The organism is Achromobacter sp. DH1f (assembly GCF_000633435.1).
Taxonomy (GTDB): Bacteria; Pseudomonadota; Gammaproteobacteria; order Burkholderiales; family Burkholderiaceae_B; genus Achromobacter; species Achromobacter deleyi.
On the sequence record NZ_AYMF01000020.1, the window covers coordinates 47,655 to 67,608 of the forward strand.

General features: G+C 67.9%; 18 protein-coding genes. 13 read left to right on the forward strand and 5 right to left on the reverse strand.

All coding sequences use genetic code 11. The annotated features are described in order from the left end of the window. Nucleotides 1-44 precede the first annotated feature (44 nt). From U858_RS0117400 to otnK, 4 genes are read left to right on the forward strand one after another with little or no spacing between them, the layout of a single operon-like run. Nucleotides 45-713, forward strand: a complete 669-nt coding sequence (locus tag U858_RS0117400; RefSeq protein WP_025138426.1) for an aldolase — start codon at nt 45-47, stop codon at nt 711-713. Continuing rightward, entirely contained in the window at nt 710-1,690 is a 981-nt protein-coding gene (gene denD / locus U858_RS0117405; RefSeq protein ID WP_025138427.1) for a D-erythronate dehydrogenase, read from the forward strand. Before U858_RS0117400 ends, denD begins: the two co-directional genes overlap by 4 nt. Further along, entirely contained in the window at nt 1,687-2,595 is a 909-nt protein-coding gene (gene ltnD, locus U858_RS0117410; protein ID WP_025138428.1) for an L-threonate dehydrogenase, read from the forward strand. Before denD ends, ltnD begins: the two co-directional genes overlap by 4 nt. Further along, on the forward strand, nt 2,592-3,854 hold the full coding sequence (gene otnK / locus U858_RS0117415; protein ID WP_025138429.1) for a 3-oxo-tetronate kinase: 1,263 nt from the start codon (nt 2,592-2,594) through the stop codon (nt 3,852-3,854). The genes ltnD and otnK overlap by 4 nt, the downstream gene beginning before the upstream one ends. Before the next feature lie 61 nt (nt 3,855-3,915). Here the strand turns inward: otnK and U858_RS0117420 are convergent, their stop codons facing one another. Beyond that, nucleotides 3,916-4,623, reverse strand: a complete 708-nt coding sequence (locus U858_RS0117420; RefSeq protein WP_025138430.1) for a FadR/GntR family transcriptional regulator — start codon at nt 4,621-4,623, stop codon at nt 3,916-3,918. A 44-nt stretch (nt 4,624-4,667) separates the two neighbouring features. Next, nucleotides 4,668-5,570 carry a LysR substrate-binding domain-containing protein gene (locus U858_RS0117425; protein ID WP_232786556.1) on the reverse strand — a complete coding sequence of 301 codons (903 nt, stop codon included), beginning with the start codon at nt 5,568-5,570 and terminating at the stop codon, nt 4,668-4,670. 142 nt (nt 5,571-5,712) lie between these two features. On the opposite strand from U858_RS0117425, the gene U858_RS0117430 reads away from it, so the two are divergent. From U858_RS0117430 to U858_RS0117450, 5 genes are all read left to right on the forward strand, one after another. Then, nucleotides 5,713-7,041 (forward strand): MFS transporter, encoded by a 1,329-nt coding sequence (locus U858_RS0117430; protein WP_025138432.1) that lies wholly within the window; start codon nt 5,713-5,715, stop codon nt 7,039-7,041. After that, nucleotides 7,041-8,138: a M14 family metallopeptidase gene (locus tag U858_RS0117435; protein WP_025138433.1), complete on the forward strand. Its 1,098-nt coding sequence runs from the start codon at nt 7,041-7,043 to the stop codon at nt 8,136-8,138. Before U858_RS0117430 ends, U858_RS0117435 begins: the two co-directional genes overlap by 1 nt. A 245-nt stretch (nt 8,139-8,383) precedes the next feature. Continuing rightward, the gene (locus U858_RS0117440) at nt 8,384-10,402 is read left to right on the forward strand and encodes a TonB-dependent receptor domain-containing protein (RefSeq protein ID WP_115596985.1); all 2,019 of its coding nucleotides are present in this window, start codon (nt 8,384-8,386) and stop codon (nt 10,400-10,402) included. 117 nt (nt 10,403-10,519) lie between these two features. Beyond that, nucleotides 10,520-11,305 (forward strand): 2-oxo-tetronate isomerase, encoded by a 786-nt coding sequence (gene otnI, locus U858_RS0117445; RefSeq protein ID WP_025138435.1) that lies wholly within the window; start codon nt 10,520-10,522, stop codon nt 11,303-11,305. 106 nt (nt 11,306-11,411) lie between these two features. Further along, complete coding sequence (locus U858_RS0117450; protein ID WP_025138436.1) at nt 11,412-12,392, forward strand: tripartite tricarboxylate transporter substrate binding protein; 981 nt, start codon at nt 11,412-11,414, stop codon at nt 12,390-12,392. 64 nt (nt 12,393-12,456) lie between these two features. Here U858_RS0117450 and U858_RS0117455 read toward each other — a convergent pair whose 3' ends face one another. Together U858_RS0117455 and U858_RS0117460 are read right to left on the reverse strand one after the other, a co-directional pair. After that, nucleotides 12,457-13,356, reverse strand: a complete 900-nt coding sequence (locus U858_RS0117455) for an EamA family transporter (RefSeq protein ID WP_025138437.1) — start codon at nt 13,354-13,356, stop codon at nt 12,457-12,459. A gap of 51 nt (nt 13,357-13,407) precedes the next feature. Continuing rightward, a complete protein-coding gene (locus U858_RS0117460; RefSeq protein ID WP_025138438.1) occupies nt 13,408-14,052 on the reverse strand; it encodes a LysE family translocator in 645 nt (214 codons plus the stop codon). 193 nt (nt 14,053-14,245) lie between these two features. On the opposite strand from U858_RS0117460, the gene U858_RS0117465 reads away from it, so the two are divergent. Then, nucleotides 14,246-14,719, forward strand: a complete 474-nt coding sequence (locus U858_RS0117465) for an Lrp/AsnC family transcriptional regulator (protein ID WP_025138439.1) — start codon at nt 14,246-14,248, stop codon at nt 14,717-14,719. 7 nt (nt 14,720-14,726) lie between these two features. On the opposite strand, the gene U858_RS0117470 is transcribed toward U858_RS0117465, so the two are convergent. Next, entirely contained in the window at nt 14,727-15,632 is a 906-nt protein-coding gene (locus U858_RS0117470; protein WP_232786557.1) for a LysR family transcriptional regulator, read from the reverse strand. 146 nt (nt 15,633-15,778) lie between these two features. Between U858_RS0117470 and U858_RS0117475 the strand changes: the two genes are divergently transcribed. From U858_RS0117475 to U858_RS0117485, 3 genes are all read left to right on the forward strand, one after another. Then, the gene (locus U858_RS0117475) at nt 15,779-16,915 is read left to right on the forward strand and encodes an iron-containing alcohol dehydrogenase (protein ID WP_025138441.1); all 1,137 of its coding nucleotides are present in this window, start codon (nt 15,779-15,781) and stop codon (nt 16,913-16,915) included. Nucleotides 16,916-16,966: 51 nt separating this feature from the next. Beyond that, on the forward strand, nt 16,967-18,292 hold the full coding sequence (locus U858_RS0117480) for an MFS transporter (RefSeq protein WP_025138442.1): 1,326 nt from the start codon (nt 16,967-16,969) through the stop codon (nt 18,290-18,292). 67 nt (nt 18,293-18,359) lie between these two features. Continuing rightward, a complete protein-coding gene (locus U858_RS0117485) occupies nt 18,360-19,805 on the forward strand; it encodes an aldehyde dehydrogenase family protein (RefSeq protein WP_198529735.1) in 1,446 nt (481 codons plus the stop codon). The last annotated feature ends 149 nt before the right edge of the window (nt 19,806-19,954 follow it).

Below are 19,954 nucleotides of genomic sequence, written 5' to 3' on the forward strand. Positions count from 1 at the left end.
AATCCCGCTATCGGGATTTTCGGCAAGATTTGTATGATGACCCTATGATATCAGAATCGCAGGTCCGTGAAGAAATCTGCACCGTCGGCGCCAGCCTGTACCAGCGGGGCTACACGGTGGGGGCTGCCGGCAACATCAGCGCCCGGCTCGACGATGGCTGGCTGATCACGCCCACCGATGCGTGCCTGGGCCGGCTCGATCCGGCCGACCTGGCCAAGGTCGATCTTGCCGGGCAACACGTGTCGGGGGGCAAGCCGTCCAAGACATTGGCGCTGCACCAGGGCATCTACCAGGCCGACCCCGCCGCACGCGGCGTGGTGCACACGCATTCGACCCATCTGGTGGCGCTGACGCTGGCCGGCGTGTGGCGCCCGGACGAGGTGCTGCCGCCCATCACGCCGTATCAGGTCATGAAGGTGGGCCGCATTCCGCTCATTCCCTATCGCCGGCCGGGCGATCCCGTTGCGGCGGCACAGGTGGCGGCGCTGGCGGCGCAAGTGCGCGGCGTGCTGTTCGAACGGCTGGGGCCGGTGGTGTGGGAACGCTCGGTGTCGCGCGCCTCGTTCGCGCTGGAAGAACTGGAAGAAACGGCGCGCCTGTGGCTGATGTCCGACCCCAGGCCCGCGCCCTTGTCCGAGGCCGCCATTGAAGAATTGCGCACGGTGTTCGGGGCGCGCGACGCCCAACCCCCACTCGCGGGAGGCAAGTCATGAAGATACTGATTACCGGCGGCGCAGGCTTTCTGGGCCAGCGATTGGCGCGCAAGCTGCTTGAGCAGGGCCGCCTGGCGCTGGGCGGTGCGGCGCCCCAACCCATCACGCAGATCGACCTGCTGGACGTCGTGCAGACCGACGCCATCAACGACACCCGGGTGCGTTCGGTCAAGGGCGACGTGGCGGACCCCGCGGTGCTGGAATCGTTGATCGACACCGACACCGCCGCGATCTTTCACCTGGCCGCGATCGTCAGCGGACAGGCCGAGGCCGATTTCGACCTGGGCATGCGCATCAACCTGGATGCTTCGCGTGCGCTGCTGGACACCTGCCGCCTGCGAGGCCACCGGCCGCGCGTGGTCTTCACCAGTTCGGTCGCCGTCTACGGCGGCGCGCTGCCCGAGACGGTGCGCGACGATACCGCGCTGAATCCGCAGTCTTCCTACGGTACGCAGAAGGCCATTGCCGAATTGCTTTTGGCCGACTACACGCGCCGCGGCTTCGTCGACGGCCGGGCGCTGCGCCTGCCCACCATCAGCGTGCGGCCGGGGCGGCCCAATGCGGCGGCCTCGTCGTTTGCCAGCGGCATCATTCGCGAGCCCTTGAATGGCGAGCCGGCCGTGTGCCCGGTGGGCGCCGACACCCGGCTATGGCTGCTGTCGCCGCGCCGTGCAGTGCAGGCGCTGATCGCGGGCTGCGAGCTGGATGCGGCATCCGTGGCAGACCGCCGGCCCATCAACTTGCCGGGCGTGTCGGTGACGGTGGCCGAGATGGTGCAGGCGCTGCGCGACATCGCGGGCGACGCCGTGGCCGACCGCATCAGCGGGCAGGCGGACCCGCGCATCGAAGCCATCGTCGGCAGCTGGCCCGGCCGCTGGGACACCACGCGCGCGACCCAGCTGGGGCTGACCGGCGACGCCAGCTTTGGTGACATCATCCGCGCCTATATCGGCGACGACCTGCGGGGAACGCTATGACCACAGATAGGCAATCCCCGCGCCCGGTCGGCGTGATCGGCCTGGGCGCCATGGGCGCCGGCATCGCGGCCAGCCTGCGGCGCGCCGGATGCCGCGTCCATGCCTACGACATCCGCCCCGGCGTGGCCGCGGCATTCGTCGAACAGGGCGGGGTGGCCTGCGCGACGTTGGCGGACATGGCGGCCGATTGCGACATCGTGGTCAGCGTGGTCGTGAATGCCTCGCAGACCGAAGCCGTGCTGTTCGGCGAAGGCGGTATCGCGTCGACGCTGCGGCCGGGCAGCGTGTTCGTGATGTGCTCCACCGTGGACCCGACCTGGTCGGCCGCGCTGGAAACCCGTCTGGCGGCGCTGGGCATCCATTACCTGGACGCGCCCATCTCGGGCGGCGCCGCCAAGGCTGCCGCCGGCCAGATGACGATGATGACCGCGGGCACTGCCGCCGCCTACGCCGCCTGCGGCGACGTGCTGGAATCCATGGCTGGCAAGGTCTATCGGCTGGGCGACCGCGCCGGCGCCGGCAGCAAGGTCAAGATCATCAACCAGCTGCTGGCCGGCGTGCACATTGCGGCCGCGGCCGAAGCCATGGCGCTGGGCTTGCGCGCGGGCGTGGACGCCGAGGCGCTGTATGACGTCATCACGCACAGCGCGGGCAACAGCTGGATGTTCGAGAACCGCATGCCGCACGTGCTGGCGGGCGACTATACGCCCCTGTCGGCCGTGGACATCTTCGTCAAGGACCTGGGCCTGGTGCTCGATACCGCGCGCCACAGCAAGTTTCCGCTGCCGCTGGCGTCCACCGCGCACCAGATGTTCATGCAGGCCTCGACCGCCGGGCACGGCGGCGAAGACGACAGCGCGGTCATCAAGATCTTTCCGGGCATCACCTTGCCGGAGGCGCCATGACGATCAAGCTGGGCTGCATCGCCGATGACTTCACCGGCGCCACCGACCTTGCCAACAACCTGGTGCGCGCCGGCATGCGCACGGTGCAGGTCATAGGTGTGCCGTCTGCCCCGCTGGACGATCCTGCGGATTCCGTGGTGGTGGCGTTGAAGACGCGCACCATCGACCCCGCCGAGGCCGTGACGCAGTCACTGGCGGCATTGGCATGGCTGCGGGAGCAGGGCGCCGAGCAGATCTATTTCAAGTATTGCTCCACGTTCGACAGCACGCCGCAAGGCAACATCGGGCCGGTCACCGACGCCTTGATGACGGCGCTGGATACCCCCTTCACCATCGCCACGCCCGCCTTTCCGGACAACGAGCGCACGGTGTTCAAGGGCTATCTGTACGCGGGCGACGTGCTGCTGCACGAATCGGGCATGCAGAACCACCCGCTGACGCCGATGACCGACCCGAACCTGGTGCGCGTGCTGTCCGCGCAGACACGGCGCCGTGTCGGGCTGATCGACTACACGGTGGTGGCGCGGGGCAGCGATGCCATCCGCGCGCGCATCGGCGCACTGCAAGCCGAGGGCGTGCAGATCGCCATCGTGGATGCGATTTCCAACGACGACCTGCTGGCCCTGGGCCCGGCGTTGCGGGGCATGCCATTGGTGACGGCCGGGTCGGGCGTGGCCATCGGCCTGCCGGCCAACTGGGGCCTGGCCGCGGGCGCGGCGGCCGGCCTGGCGCGCGAACCCGGCTTGCAGGCCGTGGTGGCGGGCAGTTGCTCGACTGCCACCCAGGGCCAGGTCGCGGCCTTTATCGACACCGGTCGGCCGGCGTTGGCGCTGGACCCCTTTCGCATCGCGGCCGATGGCGGCGTCGCGGCTGTCGTGGCCGAGGCCCTGGCCTGGGCCTCGCCGCGGCTGGCGGACGGACCGGTGCTGATCTATTCCACCGCCCGGCCTGACGCCGTGCAGGAGACGCAAGCGGCACTGGGCGCCGCGCATGCCGGGGCGCTGATCGAAGCGGCGCTGGCGCAGATCGCGCAAGGCCTGGCGGCGCAGGGCGTGCGCCAGTTGATCGTCGCGGGCGGTGAGACGTCGGGGGCGGTGGTGCAGGCGTTGGGGCTGACGCAGTTGGCCATTGGCGAGCAGATCGACCCGGGCGTGCCGTGGTGCGCCGGCCATGCCCAGGCGGTGCAGGCGCGGATGAGCGTCGTCTTGAAGTCCGGCAATTTCGGCGCTGCGGACTTCTTTACTCGGGCCTTTCAATAGGGAATGCGATAGGGCGTGCGCCCGCTGCACGACCACAGCCCGCGAGATGAACCCTGAACGGCTAGCGGTGCGCCTGCCGCAGCCGCTTGGCCGCGTTGACCATATGGACGCGCGCTGCTTCGCGCGCGCCTTCCACGTCTTGCCGGCGGATGGCGTCGACAATGGCCTGGTGTTCCTGCAGCACGGCGCGCATCAGGTCCGCGTGGCGGGCTTCGTTGCCGCGCGTGACGCGGGTGGCGGCTTCCAGGAACTGGCTGACGAACGCCAGCGTCGTCAGGAAATACGGGTTGCCGGTGGCGCGCGCAATGCTGCGATGAAAGGCCACGTCTTCCTTGACGCCGTCGCCGCCGTTCTCGACCGCCTGCGAAATGGCCGCCAGCGCGTTGTCGATGGCGGTCAGGTCGCGCTTGCTGCGCTGCGCGGCGGCCTGGGCCGCGATCTCGGTTTCCAGCGCGCGGCGCAGGTCCACGATGTGCAGCACCGCGTCCAGTGACGACAGCTCGGTGGCATCGATGCGCAGCGCCCGGTTGCCGCCCTGCGCCGTGACGAACACGCCGCTGCCCTGGCGCGCCTCGACGATGCCATCCTGGCGCAGGCGCGACACGGCCTCGCGGATCACGGTGCGGCTGACGCCGAACTGTTCGGCCAGGCGGGTCTCGGTGGGCAGCTTTTCACCGGGCAGCACGCGGCCTTCGTCGATTTCGGCGCGCAGTTGCTTGGCGACGGTGTCGGTCAGCGTGGGGGGCGTATGCAGTCGGGGAAACGCCATGGAAGGGGGCGGCTGGGAAGGACGTTGCATGATACCCCGCGGCGTCAGGCGGCCGCGCGCGCCGCGTTCAGGCAATCGATGAAACACTGCGCTGCCGGTGTCGGCGGCGATTCGGCCCGCGTCAGGATCGATACCCGTGCGGCCGGCAGCGGATGCGCCAGCGGCATCACGCACAAGGGGTGCGGCACCAGCTCGCGATGAAAGCCGTTGCGCACGAAGAAGCCCACCGCATCGCTTTGCGCCAGAATCGCCAGCGCGATGGCGATTGACTGGCACGGAATCACGTCCGTCGGCGTGGGCAGCCCGCGCGACGCGTAGGCCAGGTGCAGCAGGTTGGTGGGGGCCTGGGTATTGCCCGGCATCAGCCACAGCAGGTCGCGCAGCTCGGCCAGGTCGGTGGCGTGGCGCAGCGGATGGTCTGCCCGGGCGCCCACCACCAGCGGCAGGGTGAACAGCGTGGTGCGCGCGAAACCGTCGTAGATGTCGCCGTCGTATTCCGTCTGCACCACCAGGTCGTAGCGGCCAGCGTCCAGCTGTTCGTGGCTATAGGGCGCCGCCACTTCGTGGAACGCCACCGCCACCCGCGGCATGCGGGCGCGAAACGCCGCCAGCGCGGCGGGCAACACGGTCAGCGCCGACGAACTGATGGCCAGGTTCAGCGTGCCGCCTTCGCCGTCGCGCATCTGGTCGATGTCTTCCTGCGCCCGCCGAGCCTCCTGCAGGATCAGCACGGCGCGCTTGTGCAGGGCCTCGCCATAGGGGGTGAGTTCCACGCCCTTGGCGCTGCGCCGCACCAGCTCGGCGCCCAGGCTTTGCTCCAGTTCGCGCAGGCTGCGCGTGGCGGCCGGCTGGGTGACGCAAAGCGCGCGCGCGGCGGCGCGGATGCTGCGGTGTTCGGCGATCAGCACGAAGGCGCGTAACTGGCGCAGGTTCATCGGGGCAGGCACGGGGCAGGGATATAAGCAAAAGTCATCGCTGCAGCAAAAATACTGTCTTTCGCGTTTCAAGGGCCATCCGTATATTCACTAGCACCGCACGGCGCCCGGGATAGGGCCTGGCGGCCAGAGGATCGGACATCAAGGGGAAAACATGTCTATCGCCATCGCAGCCGGCGCCCGTGCGCCCAGCCTGCATACGCCGTCCATGCGCCGGCGCGTCATTGCCGGCACCACCATCGGCAATGCGCTCGAGTTCTTCGATTTCACCGTCTTCACGTTCCTGATGCTGGTGATCGGGCCGCTGTTCTTTCCGGCGGCCTCCAGCTATGGCCAGCTGCTGCTGACTACGGCCACGTTCGGCGTGGGCTTTCTGATGCGGCCGGTGGGCGGCATGCTGATCGGTTCCTACGCCGACCGCCACGGCCGCCGTGCCGCCATGACGCTGACGCTGTGGCTGATGGGGCTGGGCTGTGCGTTGATCGCCGCCGCGCCGACCTATGCGCAGATGGGCCTGGCCGGCCCGGTCATGATGGTGCTGGCGCGGCTGATCCAGGGCTTCGCCGCAGGCGGGGAAGTCGGCGCGTCGACCACGTTGCTGGTCGAGCATGCGCCGGCCTCGCGGCGCGGCTTCTATTCCAGCTGGCAGTTCGGCAGCCAGTCGCTGGGGGTGGCGCTGGGCGCGCTGGTGGTGGGCGGCCTGACGGCCGCGCTGACCGCCGAGCAGATGCAGGCCTGGGGCTGGCGCCTGCCCTTCGTGATCGGCATCCTGACCGTGCCGGTGGGCGCATACATTCGCCGCAACCTGGAAGAGACGCTGACCCCCCAGGATGAGCCGGACCGGCCCCGCGCCTCCGGCCACCAGCCGCTGCGCCGCATCTTCGCCGAACACAAGGCCGAGGTCGCCAAGGGCATCCTGCTGATGATCGGCGGCATGGTGTGCGCGCAGATCATCGGCTTCTACATGCCCGCCTACGCGCACCGCGAATTGGGGTTGCCCGCCACGTCCACGCTGTCGGCCAGCGTGGTGGTGGGCGCGGTGGGCTTCTTCTGCGCGCCGCTGGTCGGCATGCTGGCCGATCGCGTCGGGCGCAAGCGGGTGATCTTCTGGTCGCGCGTGGTGACGGTGGCGGTGTTGCTGCCGTGCTTTCAGTGGCTGGTGGCCGAACCCAGCAGCGCGCGGCTGATGACCGTGGTTGCGCTGCTGTCGGTGCTGCTGGCGCTGCAATCGGCGCCGGGCATCACCATGTTGCCCGAGCTGTTCCCGAAGTCCGTGCGCACGACCGGCATGTCGGTCGTGTATGGATTGGGCATTTCCGTTTTCGGCGGCTTCGCCCAGTTCTTCGTGACCTGGCTGCTGCACGTGACGGGCAACCCCATGGCCCCCGCCTGGTACCTGATGGTGGCGGTGGCGATTTCCACGGTGGTGCTGTTCTGGATACGCGACCGCACCGGCGACGATATCGACAACCAGGAGACCTGATGCAATCCGCAACCCCTTATTTTTCCCGCAGCTACGCCCAGGCGCGCGAACGCTTTGCCGCCGCGGCCCGGCCGCTGGCCGCGCACTTCGCGTCGTATGCCATCGACCCCAAGGGCCGCGAGGGCGAGGCCTTGGCCACCGACGTGGCGCTGATCGGCGACCCGCGCGCCGAACGACTGCTGATCATGACGTCGGCCACCCATGGCGTGGAAGGCTTCTGTGGCTCGGGTTGCCAGCTGGCCCTGCTGGACGACGCCGACATGCTGGCGCGCGCCCGCGCAGCCGGCGTGGCGCTGCTGCTGGTGCACGCCGTGAATCCGCATGGTTTCTCGTGGATCGCCCGCACCGACGAAGGCAACGTCGACCTGAACCGCAATGCGCAGCCGTTCGGCGCCCAGCCCTTGCCCGCCAACCCCGGCTATGCGCAGATCCATGATCTGCTGCTGCCCGCGCAGTGGCCGGCAAACGACGTCAACCGCGCGCAGATCGGCAGCTATATCGCCGAACACGGCCTGCCGGCGTTCAAGCAGGCGGTCACGCGCGGCCAATACACCCATGCGGATGGCTTGTTCTACGGCGGCGATCGTCCCGCCGCGTCGCTGCTGAACCTGCGCCGCATCCTGGCCGAGCATGCCGCGCGCTACGCGCAGATCGGCTGGATCGACGTGCATACGGGGCTGGGGCCGCGCGGGCATGGCGAGAAGATCTACGCGGGCCGGCGCGACGAGGCCGAAGTGGCGCGCGCCCGCCGCTGGTGGGGCGCCGACATTGCGGTGCCGTACCAGGGCACGTCGGCGTCGGTGGATATCACCGGCCATCTGGCGGGCCTTATCTACGATGCCTGCCCGGCGTCGGTGCCGACCTTGATGGCGCTGGAATTCGGCACGCTGCCGTCCGAAGACGTGGTGGATGCGCTGCGCGGGCGCAACTGGCTGCGTGCGCACCCGGATGCGGATGCCGCGCAGCGCGATGCGATTCTGCAGGCGACGCTGGAAGCCTTCTATTGCGATGCGCCGGACTGGCACGGTGCGGTGCTGGGGCAAAGCCGCGTGGCGGTGCTGCAAGCGCTGTCCGGGCTGGAAGGCGCGGGCACCTGAGCGCATGATGGCCTGACGCGGCATCGGCCGATCCTTTCGGATCGGCTCCTTTCGGATCGGCTTGATTTACTTTCAGAATGTTATATCATCCTTCAGCTATTTGTAATGATATAACATCCAAGAGAGTAACGATGAAAGGCACAACGCTGGGGATTGCACGGGCAGACGGCAAGCGAGGAGGCGGCAAGGCCGCGGGGCGGCGGGCAGGCCGCAAAAGCGCGCTCAAGCCCTTGATGTGTTCGCTGATGCTGGCCGCGCCCATGGCGCAGGCCGAAACCGAAGCGGATCCCACCCGCGCCAAGACCCTGGCGCCCATCACGGTGTCGGCCAATCCGCTGGGGCTGGACCTGAACAGCACCACCTTGCCGGCTTCCGTGCTGGAAGGCGATGAATTGATCGAGCGCCGCGCCGGCACCCTGGGCGAATCGCTCAAGAGCCTGCCGGGCGTCAATAGCGATACCTTCGGCGGCGGCGCCAGCCGGCCGGTGATCCGCGGCCAGACCGCGCCGCGCGTGAAGGTGTTGTCCGATGGGTCCGACGTGATGGATGCGTCGGGCATTTCGCCGGACCACGCGGTGACCGTCGAACCGCTCTTGGCCGAGCGCATCGAAGTGCTGCGCGGCCCGGCCACCTTGCTGTACGGCGGCGGCGCGATCGGCGGCGTGGTCAACGTGGTCGACAAGAAGATTCCCACGGCCGTGCCGGAAAAGGGCATCGAAATGGAAGGCGAGCTGCGCGGGGCCACCGGCACCAAGGAACGCGCGGGCGCCATCGGCATCACGGCCGGCGAAGGCCAGTTCGCGGTGCGGGTGGAAGGCATGAAGCGCCGCACCAGCGACTACGATGTGCCGGATTGGCCGGGCGGCAAGCTGGCCGGTTCGTACAGCGAATCCACCCAGGGCTCGGTCGGCCTGTCGTGGATCACGCCGCGCGGCTACGTCGGCCTGGCGTTCACCCACCTGGAAAGCAAGTACGGCCTGCCCGGCCACAACCACGAATACGAAGGCTGCCACCCGCACGGCACGCATCTGCACTGCGGCGGCCATGACCACGATCACGGCGACGAAGAAGCGGGCCACGACCACGACCATGACCACGAGCATGGTGGCGTGCCCTACGTGAAGCTGCGCAGCGACCGCGTCGACCTGCGCGCCGAATACCAGGACCCCTTTGCCGGTTTCGAGAAGATCCGCTTTCGTGGCGGCCTGACCGACTACCAGCACGAGGAAATCGAAGGCGGCCAGGTCGGCACCCGCTTCAAGAACAAGGGCTATGACCTGCGCGTGGAGCTGCAGCACAAGCCGATCGCCGGCTGGCGCGGCGTAATCGGCCTGCAGAATGCCTACAGCGACTTCCGCGCCGATGGCGAAGAAGCCTTCCTGCCGCGCAGCCGTACGCGTTCGAACGGCCTGTTCGTGCTCGAGGAATACCAGTTGAACGACTGGCGCTTCGAGGTCGGCGCCCGCCAGGATTGGCAGCGCATTTCCCCATCGGGCGGCGCCTCGCGCAGCAGCCTGTCGGGCACGTCGCTGTCGGCCGCTGCCATCTGGGACTTCGCGCCGCAGTACTCGGTGGCCTTGTCCCTGTCGCGCTCGCAGCGCCTGCCGACCGCGCAGGAACTGTATGCGGACGGCGTGCACCTGGCCACCAATACCTATGAACTGGGCAATGCCGGCCTGACCCGCGAAACGTCGCACAACATCGATCTGACCCTGCGCAAGCATTCGGGCGACACGACGTTCTCGGCCAGCGTGTTCCACAACCGCGTCAAGAACTACATCTACGCCGACACGCTGGACCGCTACGAAGATTTCCGCCTGATCGAATACACCCAGCGCGACGCGGAATTCACTGGCGTCGAAGGCGAGATCCGGCACCAGTTCACGCCGGTGTTCTCGGCCGCGGTGTTCGGTGACTACGTGCGCGGCAAGCTGACCGGCGGCGACGGCAACCTGCCGCGCATTCCGGCGGCGCGCGCCGGGGTGCGGGGCAACGTGAAGTGGCAAGCGTGGTCGGGCGGCCTGGAGTACGCACGCGTGTTCTCGCAAAAGGACATCGCGTCCTACGAGAACAGCACGCCGGGCTACAACCTGGTCAACGCCGTGGTCGCCTACCGGGGCCGCTACGCCGCCACGGGCTACGAGGTCTATCTGCGCGGCACCAACCTGCTGAACAAGCTGGCTTACAACCACGCGTCGTTCATCTCGTCGGTGGCGCCGCTGCCGGGCCGCAGCGTGATGTTGGGCGTGCGCCTGACGTACTGAGCCTGACGGACCCCTGCGTGGCCCATCGGGTGCGCAGGGCTGACAGGCGCGCGGCAGGGCCGCCGTGGCGGGCAGGTGTGCTAATTTCCAGGCATGCTGCCCGTCACGGAAAACGCCATGCTGAAATTCGCCGCCAACCTGTCGATGATGTACACGGAACACGCCTTCCTGGACCGCTACGCGGCGGCCGCCGCCGACGGTTACGCGGGCGTGGAATGCATGTTTCCCTACGAGGCGCCGGCCGCCTTCGTGCGCGAGCGCATGGACGCCGCCGGCGTGTCGCAAGTGCTGTTCAACGCGCCGCCCGGCGTGGCTTCGCGTGGTGAACGCGGGCTGGCCGCGTTGCCGGGCCGGCAGGACGAATTCCGCGCCGGCATCGAACAGGCGCTGAGCTATGCCACCGCGCTGGCCTGCTCGCAAGTCCATGTCATGGCGGGCCTGATGCCCGAGGGCGCCGAACGCGGCGCCTTGCTGGACTGCTACCGAGAAAACCTGGATTGGGCGGCCCGCCAGGCGCGCTCGGCGGGCGTGACCGTGCTGATCGAACCCATCAATACCCGCGACATTCCCGGCTACTTCCTGAACCGGCAGGACGAGGCGCACCAGGTGGTACAGGCCGTCAACGCGCCCAACCTGAAAGTGCAGATGGATCTCTACCACTGCCAGATCGTCGAAGGCGATGTCACCGCCAAGCTGCGCCAGTACCTGCCCACCGGGCGGGTCGGTCATGTGCAGATCGCCGGGGTGCCGCTGCGCCAGGAACCGGACCGCGGCGAGCTGGATTACGGCTGGATCTTCTCGGTGCTGCGCGAGCTGGAATACAGCGGCTGGATCGGCTGCGAATACCGCCCTGCGGCGGGTACGTCCGCCGGCCTGCGCTGGCTGGCCGCGGCGCGCGCCTGAGTTCCGCTGATGTCCCACGTGTAATGGTCTTTCCGGATGTCAGGCGCTTGCCCCGTCGAAATATAATTAATGTGTTAACTAAATAAAGAACATCAGGAGACAACCCATGTCCAGAAGAGGCTTCATCCGCCGCACGCTGGGAATCGCGGCCGCATTGGCGCTGGCCACGGGCGCCGGCCCCGCAGCCGCGGAATATCCCGACCATCCCATTCGCTGGCTGGTGCCCTTCAGTGCCGGGGGCGGCAGCGATCTGGCCACCCGCATCGTGGCCCGCCATGTCAGCCAGACGCTGGGCCAACCCGTGGTGGTGGAAAACCGGCCCGGCGCCGCCACCATCGTGGCCGCCCAGGAAACCGCCCGCGCGGCGCCCGACGGCTACACGCTGATGACCGCGGGCATGAGCACGCTGGCGCTGAACCCCTGGCTCTACAAGCAGTTGCCGTACGACCCCTGGAAGGACCTGAAGCCCGTGTCGACGCTGGTGGCGCTGCCCATCGTGCTGGTGGCCTCGCCCGCGTCCGACCTGGACAACCTGCCCGAAGTCATGGCGTTCCTGAAAAGCGGCAAGCAGGCCAGCTATGCGTCGCTGGGCGTAGGCAGCCCGCACCATCTGGCGATGGAATTGTTCCTGTCGATGTTCGGCGCGCAGGCTACCGCCATTCCGTACAAGGGTACGCCGCCAGCTTTGCAGGACGTGGCCTCGGGCGTGGTGCCGCTGATGATGGCCGACCTGGCCGCGGCGCGGCCGCTGATCCAGGCGGGCAAGCTGCGCGCCATCGCGGTACCCGCGAACCAGCGGTCGGAGCAGCTGCCGGACGTGCCGACCTTCGGCGAGGCCGGCGGTCCGCCGCTGGAAGCCACCGCCTGGCAAGGCGTGGTGGCGCCGCCGCGCACGCCCAAGGCCGTGGTGGACAAGCTCAGCCAGGCCATCGTGGCGGCGTTGCAGTCACCGGACGTCATCAAGCAGCTGAAGCTGCAAGGCATGGAGCCCATGGGCAGCACGCCTGACGCGTTCTTCGACTATGCCCACCGCGAATACACCAACTGGGGCGTGGTGATCCGGCAGAAGAATATTTCAGTGGATTGATGCGGGCCGAGCCCGGGCGAGTGCCCGGGCCTGCCTGGGTTGCGGCGAGATTGCGGCCGTGGGCTCAGCCCGCCGCGGCGGCGCGGTTCTGGCGGCGGGCGGTGGCCGCGCAGCCGGCCGAGGCGATGATGATGCCGCAGATCGCCAGCCATTGCGTGCTGGACAGGTGTTCGTTCAGCACGATCACGCCGGCCAGGGCGCCCATCGCCGGTTCCATGCTGAGCAGCACGCCGAACGTCTTTTGCGGCAGGCGGCGCAGCGCCACCATTTCCAGCGAATAGGGCAGGGCGCTCGACAGGATGCCCACGCCGATGCCGGCCAGGATCAGCTTGGGGTCCAGCAGCGCCATGCCGGCGTGCGCAGCGCCCACCGGCAATGCCACCATGGTGGCGGCCAGCAGGCCCAGCGACGTGGCCTGGCCGCCGTGCACATTGCCCGCCATCTTGCCGAAGATGATGTACAGCGCCCAGCAGACGGCGGCGGCCAGCGCGAAGCCGATGCCGGCCGGGTCCAGGTCGTGCACCGACTGGCCGGTGGGAATCAGCAGCACCAGCCCGGCCAGCGCGCAGGCAATCCAGACGAAGTCGATGGCGCGGCGCGACAGCACCACCGCCAGCGTCAGCGGCCCGGTGAATTCGATGGCGATGGCCACGCCCAGCGGCAGGGTCCGTAGCGCCATGTAGAACAGCAGGTTCATGCACGCCAGCGTCACGCCGTACAGCGCGATCTTGGCGGCATTGACGCGTGTCAGCGGAAAGCGCCAGGGGCGCCAGAACGCCAGCAGGATAATCGCGCCGATGACGATGCGGTACGCGGTGGTGCCCTGCGCGCCCACTTCAGGAAAGAGCGACTTGGCGAACGACGTGCCCACGCAAAGGGATGCCATCGCCGCGATCAGCGACAGCGTTGGCATCAGGGTGGAGGCGGACGCGTTGTGTCCGGGAGTGATCGTGGCGGCGGTCATGGTGCTGCTTCAGGAAAATGGCTGAAAATCAAAGAGGAAAACGCCGGGACTTCAGGGACTCAGCGTCGCGGCGGTGGAGTAGATCACATACAGCGCCAGGCCCAGCATGATCGCGCCCAGCAAGCCCTGCTGCATCCGCAGGAACCACGGGTTGCGTCCCACCCAGCCGCGGATGCGCGAGGCCCCGTAGGCGAAGCAGCTGCCGTACGGCAGGCTCAGCGCCTTCATCGTCACGCCCAGCACCAGCATCTGCACCCAGACCGGCCCATTGTCCGGCGTGGTGAACTGCGGCAGGAAGGCAATCATGAACAGCAGCACCTTCGGGTTCAGCAGATTGGTCATGAAGCCTTGCCAGAACGCATCGCGGGCGTCGCCGGGGCGCGCGGTGAGCGACACGTCGGCGTCGCGGGCGCAGCGCAGCATGGCCTTGATGCCCAGGTAACCCAGGTACAGTCCGCCGGCCGCCTTGATGGCCAAAAACAGCGTGGGAAACGCCTGCAGCACCGAGGCCAGCCCCAGCACCACGGCCGGCACCTGGATGAACCCGGCCGCCACATTGCCCAGCACGCTATGGAACGCCGGCCGGAATCCCTGCGTCATGCCCCGCGACAGCGTCAGCGCCATGTCCGGCCCGGGGGTGAGTTTGAGCGCCGCGTCGGCGGCCAGAAAAAGCAGGAAAAGCTGGAGTGACGGCATGGGAATCGGGCTGCGCCTGGCCGCGAGGTCGACCAGAGGGTTCCCAGTGTAAGCAAGCCAGCTGATTATTTCCTGCAGCCGGCGGGCCGGAAATGAAGTTTCCCGTCAAATTTGGGGGCAGGTCATTGGGCGCACCCGTTTAGAATCCTTGGACAGGCCCGCCCCGCCTGCACCGCCGCCGTCCGAGACGCCCATGGAACTAGACGATTTCGACCTTCAGATCCTGCAAAGCCTGCAGGAAGACAACCAACGCACCAGCCAGGAAGTGGCCGAACGGGTGAACCTGTCGCCCGTGTCGTGCCTGCGCCGCATGAAGCGGCTGCGCGAATCCGGCGTGGTGCTGGGCGACGTTTCGGTGGTGGATCCGGCCGCAGTGGGCCGGGGCATCATGATGGTGGTGCTGGTGTCCCTTGAAAGCGAGCGCGCCGACAAGCTCGACCACTTCAAGCGGGCCATGCACAACGCGCCCGAGATCATGCAATGCCTGGCCGTCACCGGCGAAGTCGATTTCGTGGTCAACATCACCGTGCGCGACATGGCCGAATACGACGCCTTCGCCCAGCGGCACTTCTGGGGCAATCCCAACGTGAAGCGGTTTTCGACGCTGGTGGTGATGAGCCAGGTTAAATACGGCCTGACGGTGCCGGTGGGTCAGGCGCACGAGTGATTGACGCCTACGCCGGTTCGCGGGCCCCCAGTTCCTGCGCCAGCGCCTGCATGGCGGGCGTGTGGGGCGCGCCCTTGCGAAACACCAGTTCATAGGGTTCGCTGCGCGAGCGCAGGGCCAGCGGCAGCATGCCGACCATGCCGTGGCTGGCGCAATAGTTGGCCACGTCCACCGACACCAGGGCCACGAACGTGGCGTTGCGGTGCAGGAGCGACAGCGTGGCCAGCACCGACGTGGTTTCGACCAGATGCAGCGGAAACGGCAGGCCGGCCTCGTGGAATTCGCGTTCCAGCAGGCGCCGCATCGGCATGTTGGCGCGATACACCACCCAGCGGCTGTCCGCCAGGTCGGCCAACGATAGCGGCGCCGCGCCCAGCAGCGGATGCGCCACGTTGGCGATCACGGCCAGCGACTCTTCCTTCACGTGCAGCGACTGATAGAGCTGCGGCGTGCCGCTGACGGTGGTGCGGCACAGGGCGGCATCCAGGCGGCCGCTGTCGATCATGGCCAGCAGGGTTTCGCTGGTGTCTTCCACCACTTCCACCGACATGTCCGGCTGCGCGGCCAGCAGCGTCGACACCGCGTCCATCAGCAGCGGCACGGCGCCCATGATGCTGCCCACCAGCAGGCGCCCGCCGACGCCTCGGGCGATGGCGTTGAGTTCGAATCGCAGGTGTTCCAGATCGGCCTGGATGAGGCGGGCGCAACGCGCCGCGCTGCGTCCGGCCGCGGTCGGCAGCAGCCCGCGATTCGTGCGGGTGAACAGTTCGGCGCCGAACGTGGTCTCCAGTTCCTTCAGCGCCTTGCTGGCCCCAGGCTGGGTCAGGCCGACTTTTTCGGCAGCGCCCAGGAGCGAACCCTGTTCTTCCAGCGCGACTAGCAAACGCAGCTGCTTGGCATGCAGGCGAGACATGACGGAGTTCAGTGTAGGGACCATTTAACTTGAGTAAAAGTTATAGCGCTATCGAATGTTCTCAGTATCTCCCGTTCTTTGCGCTACGTAAAATTTTCCTCGTTGCCTTGATATGAGGCGTTGTTATGAAACACGAGGGGGAAGGCATGTCGCTCATCGCTTATGTCACGCAGATCCAGTTCGGGCCGGGGGCGTTGTCCACGTTGCGGGAAGAATGCGCCCGGGTGGGCATCCGCCGGCCGTTGATCGTGACCGACCGCGGCGTGCGCGCCAGCGGCATCGTCGACAAGGTGCTGGCCGCGCTGGGGCAGCCGGATGCGCCGGTGTACGACGGCACGCCGCCGAACCCCAACGAGGCGGCGGTGCGCGACAGCGTGGCCGCGTTCACGGCGGGTGATTGCGACGGCATCATCGCCGTGGGCGGCGGTTCGCCCATCGATCTGGCCAAGGGCACCGCAGTCTGTGCGCGCCATCCGGGACCGCTGCGCAGCTTCGCCCTGATCGAAGGCGGCCTGCCGAACATCACCGCCGCGACCGCCCCGGTGATCGCCGTGCCGACCACGGCCGGCACCGGCAGCGAAGTCGGCCGCGGGGCGATCCTGATCCTGGACGACGGCCGCAAGGTCGGCATCCTGTCGCCCTTTGTCGTGCCGCGCGCCGCGATCTGCGATCCGGAGCTGACGTTCGGCCTGCCGGCCGGGCTGACCGCCGCAACCGGCATGGACGCCATCGCGCACTGCATCGAAACCTTCCTGTCGCCCGCCTTCAATCCGCCGGCCGAGGGCATCGCGCTGGATGGCCTGCGCCGCGCCTGGCGCCATATCGAAACCGCCACGCGCGACCCTGGCAACGTCGAGGCGCGCGTCAACATGATGAGCGCGTCGCTGCAAGGCGCGCTGGCCTTCCAGAAAGGGCTGGGCTGCGTGCACAGCCTGAGCCACTCGCTGGGCGGCATCAACCCGCGGCTGCATCACGGCACGCTGAACGCCATCTTCCTGCCCGCCGTGCTGCGTTTCAACCGTGCATCTGCCAGCGTGATCGCCGACGACAAGATGGCGCGCCTGGCGCAGGCCATGGACCTGGCGGGCGGCGATCAGCTGGAGCAGGCGCTGAAGGACAAGTCGCGCGCACTGGGCCTGCCCCAGGGCCTGGCGGCGCTGGGCGTGACCGAAGCGCTGTTCCCCCGCATCGTGGCCGGCGCGCTGGCCGACCACAGCCACCGCACCAATCCACGCGACGCCAGCGTCGACGACTACCTGCGCATGCTGGCCGAATCGATGTAGGGCCCGGCCCGCGCCGCGGGCCCATAAAAATAGCATTCAAACGGAGGAGACATGAGCAATCTCGACGCAGTGGCGGGCTATCTGCCCAAGGAAAGGCAGATCACCGACCAGGACCGGCGCCGCGCGCTGTTCGGCAGCGCGGTGGGCAGCACCATCGAGTGGTACGACTATTTCCTGTACGGCACGATGTCGTCCATCGTGTTCGCCAAGCTGTTCTTTCCCACCACGGACGCGCTGACCAGCCAGCTGCTGGCGTTGGCGTCGTTCGCGCTGGCCTTCCTGGTGCGGCCGCTGGGCGGCATCATCTTTTCGCACATCGGCGACCGCATCGGCCGCAAGAAGACGCTGGCGGTCACGCTGTCGATGATGGGCCTGTCGACCGTGTTCATGGGGCTGTTGCCCACCTACGACCAGATCGGCGTCTGGGCGCCGGTGCTGCTGACCGTGCTGCGCCTGATGCAGGGACTGGCGCTGGGCGGCGAGTGGGGTGGCGGCGTGCTGCTGGCGGTGGAGTATTCGCCGCGCGAGAAGCGCGGCCTGTACGGCGCCGTGCCGCAGACGGGGGCGGTGCTCGGCCTGGCGCTGGGCAACATCATCACGTCGGCGCTGGCCTCGTCGATGCCGCAAGAGGCCTTCCTGGCCTACGGCTGGCGCATTCCGTTCGTGGCCTCGATCGTGCTGGTGGTGCTGGGCATGTGGCTGCGCAACCGCGTGGATGAAACCCCGTCGTTCAAGAAGATCCTGGCCACGCATGCCGCGGCCAAGGTGCCGCTGGCGCAGACGCTGCGCTATCACTGGCGCGAAGTGCTGATCGCGGTGGGCGCCAAGGTCATCGAGACGTCCACGTTCTTCCTGTACGCCACCTTCTCGGTCGCCTACATGATCGGCCTGGGCTATCCGCAGGCGCAGGTGCTCAACATCGTGCTGGTCTGTGCCTTGCTGGCATTTCCGGTGATGCTGTTCTTTGGCCGGCTGTCCGATCGCATCGGACGGCGCAAGGTGTTCATGGTCGGTACGGTCGCGTTCATTGTCTGGGTCATGCCGTACTTCTGGCTGCTGAACCAGCACTCCGTTGCTGGCGCCATCCTTGCCATCGGCGTGGGCTTCACGCTGATCTGGTCGTCGTATGGCGCCATGATCGGCACGCTGCTGGCCGAGGCCTTTCCCGCCGCGGTGCGCTACACCGGCATGTCGCTGGGTTACCAGATCGGCGCCGCGCTGGTGGGCGGGCCGATGCCGCTGATCGCCACCGCGCTGGTGGCGCATTACGGCGGCAGCTATGTGCCGGTGGGCGTGTTCCTGATCGGCTGCGGCGTGGTGTCCTTGATCGCCGTGGGCTTGACGCGTGACCGCAGCGGGCAGGAACTGGACGACTGACCTGTTTTTCTTCCGATGCATGAACCCCGGGGCGCCATGATCGGCGCCCCTTTCCTGGAGCCTGATGATGGACCGCTACTTCAACTACATCGCCGGCGAGTGGACCGCCGCCGACGAATACACCGTGAACCGCAACCCGTCCGACCTGGATGACGTCATCGGCGAATACGCCCGGGCATCCGAGGCCCAGGCGGCGCAGGCCATCGACGCTGCCGACACGGCGTTCGCCGCGTGGTCTCGCACGACCGGCCAGCAGCGCCACGACCTGCTCAAGCGCATCGGCGACCAGATCCTGGCGCGCAGGGAAGAACTGGGCCGCCTGCTGGCGCGCGAGGAAGGCAAGACCTTGCCCGAGGCTATTGGAGAGGCCGGCCGCGCGGGCCAGATATTCCTGTTCTTTGCCGGCGAAGCGTTGCGCCTGGCCGGCGAGAAACTGCCGCAGACGCGCCCCGGCGTGGATGTCGACGTGACGCGTGAAGCGCTGGGGCCCATCGGCATCATCGCGCCCTGGAATTTCCCGCTGGCGATTCCCGCGTGGAAGATCGCGCCCGCCCTGGCTTACGGCAATACCGTGGTCTTCAAGCCCGCCGACCTGGTGCCGGGTTCGGCGTATGCCCTGGCCGAGATCATTGCCCAGGCGGGCGTGCCGGCCGGCGTGTTCAACCTGGTGATGGGGCGCGGCTCACGCATCGGCCAGGCGCTGATCGACAGCCCCAGACTGCGCGGTATTTCCTTCACCGGCTCGGTCGACACCGGCCGCAAGGTGGCCGCCGGCTGCGTGGCCGGTCCGCACATGAAGAAGTTCCAGCTGGAAATGGGTGGCAAGAACCCGCTGGTGGTGCTGGACGACGCCGACCTGGCCACCGCCGTGGAATGCGCCGTCAATGGCGCGTTCTTTTCGACCGGCCAGCGCTGCACCGCGTCGTCGCGCTTGATCGTCACCGACGGCATTCATGATGCGTTCGTCGCGGCGGTCAAGGCACGCCTGGCGCAACTCAAGGTCGACCATGCGCTCAAGGCCGGCACCGACATCGGCCCGGTGGTGGACGAGCGGCAACTGGCGCAAGACCTGGACTACATCGCCATCGGCCGCTGCGAAGGGGCCGAACTGGTGGCGGGCGGCGAGGTGCTGGCGCGCGACACCCGCGGCCATTTCCTGAGCCCGGCGCTGTTCACCGGCGTGACGGCGGACATGCGCATCGCACGCGAGGAAATCTTCGGGCCGGTCGCCACCGTGACGCGCGTGCGCGACTACGACGAGGCGCTGACGCTCAGCAATGCTACGCCTTTCGGGTTGTCGGCGGGCATCTGCAGCACCAGCCTCAAGCACGTGATGCATTTCAAGCGCAACGCCGAGGCCGGCATGGTCATGGTGAACCTGGCGACGGCGGGAGTGGACCATCACGCGCCTTTTGGCGGCCGCAAGGATTCGTCGTATGGGGCGCGGGAGCAAGGTCGGTACGCGGCGGAGTTCTACACCACGGTGAAGACGGCTTATACGTACGCGGGGTAGGGGGGCGTTTGGCGGGAGAAATGCCCATCGGTGGGGCCATGGGATGGCGCATTGGCCGATGGCAACTGGCCCGGCGTGGCGGGGATGAGCGCATTGCTCGCCCGCGGAGGCGGCGCTAGACTGGCCGCTTCCATTTCTCTTGCCTCTCG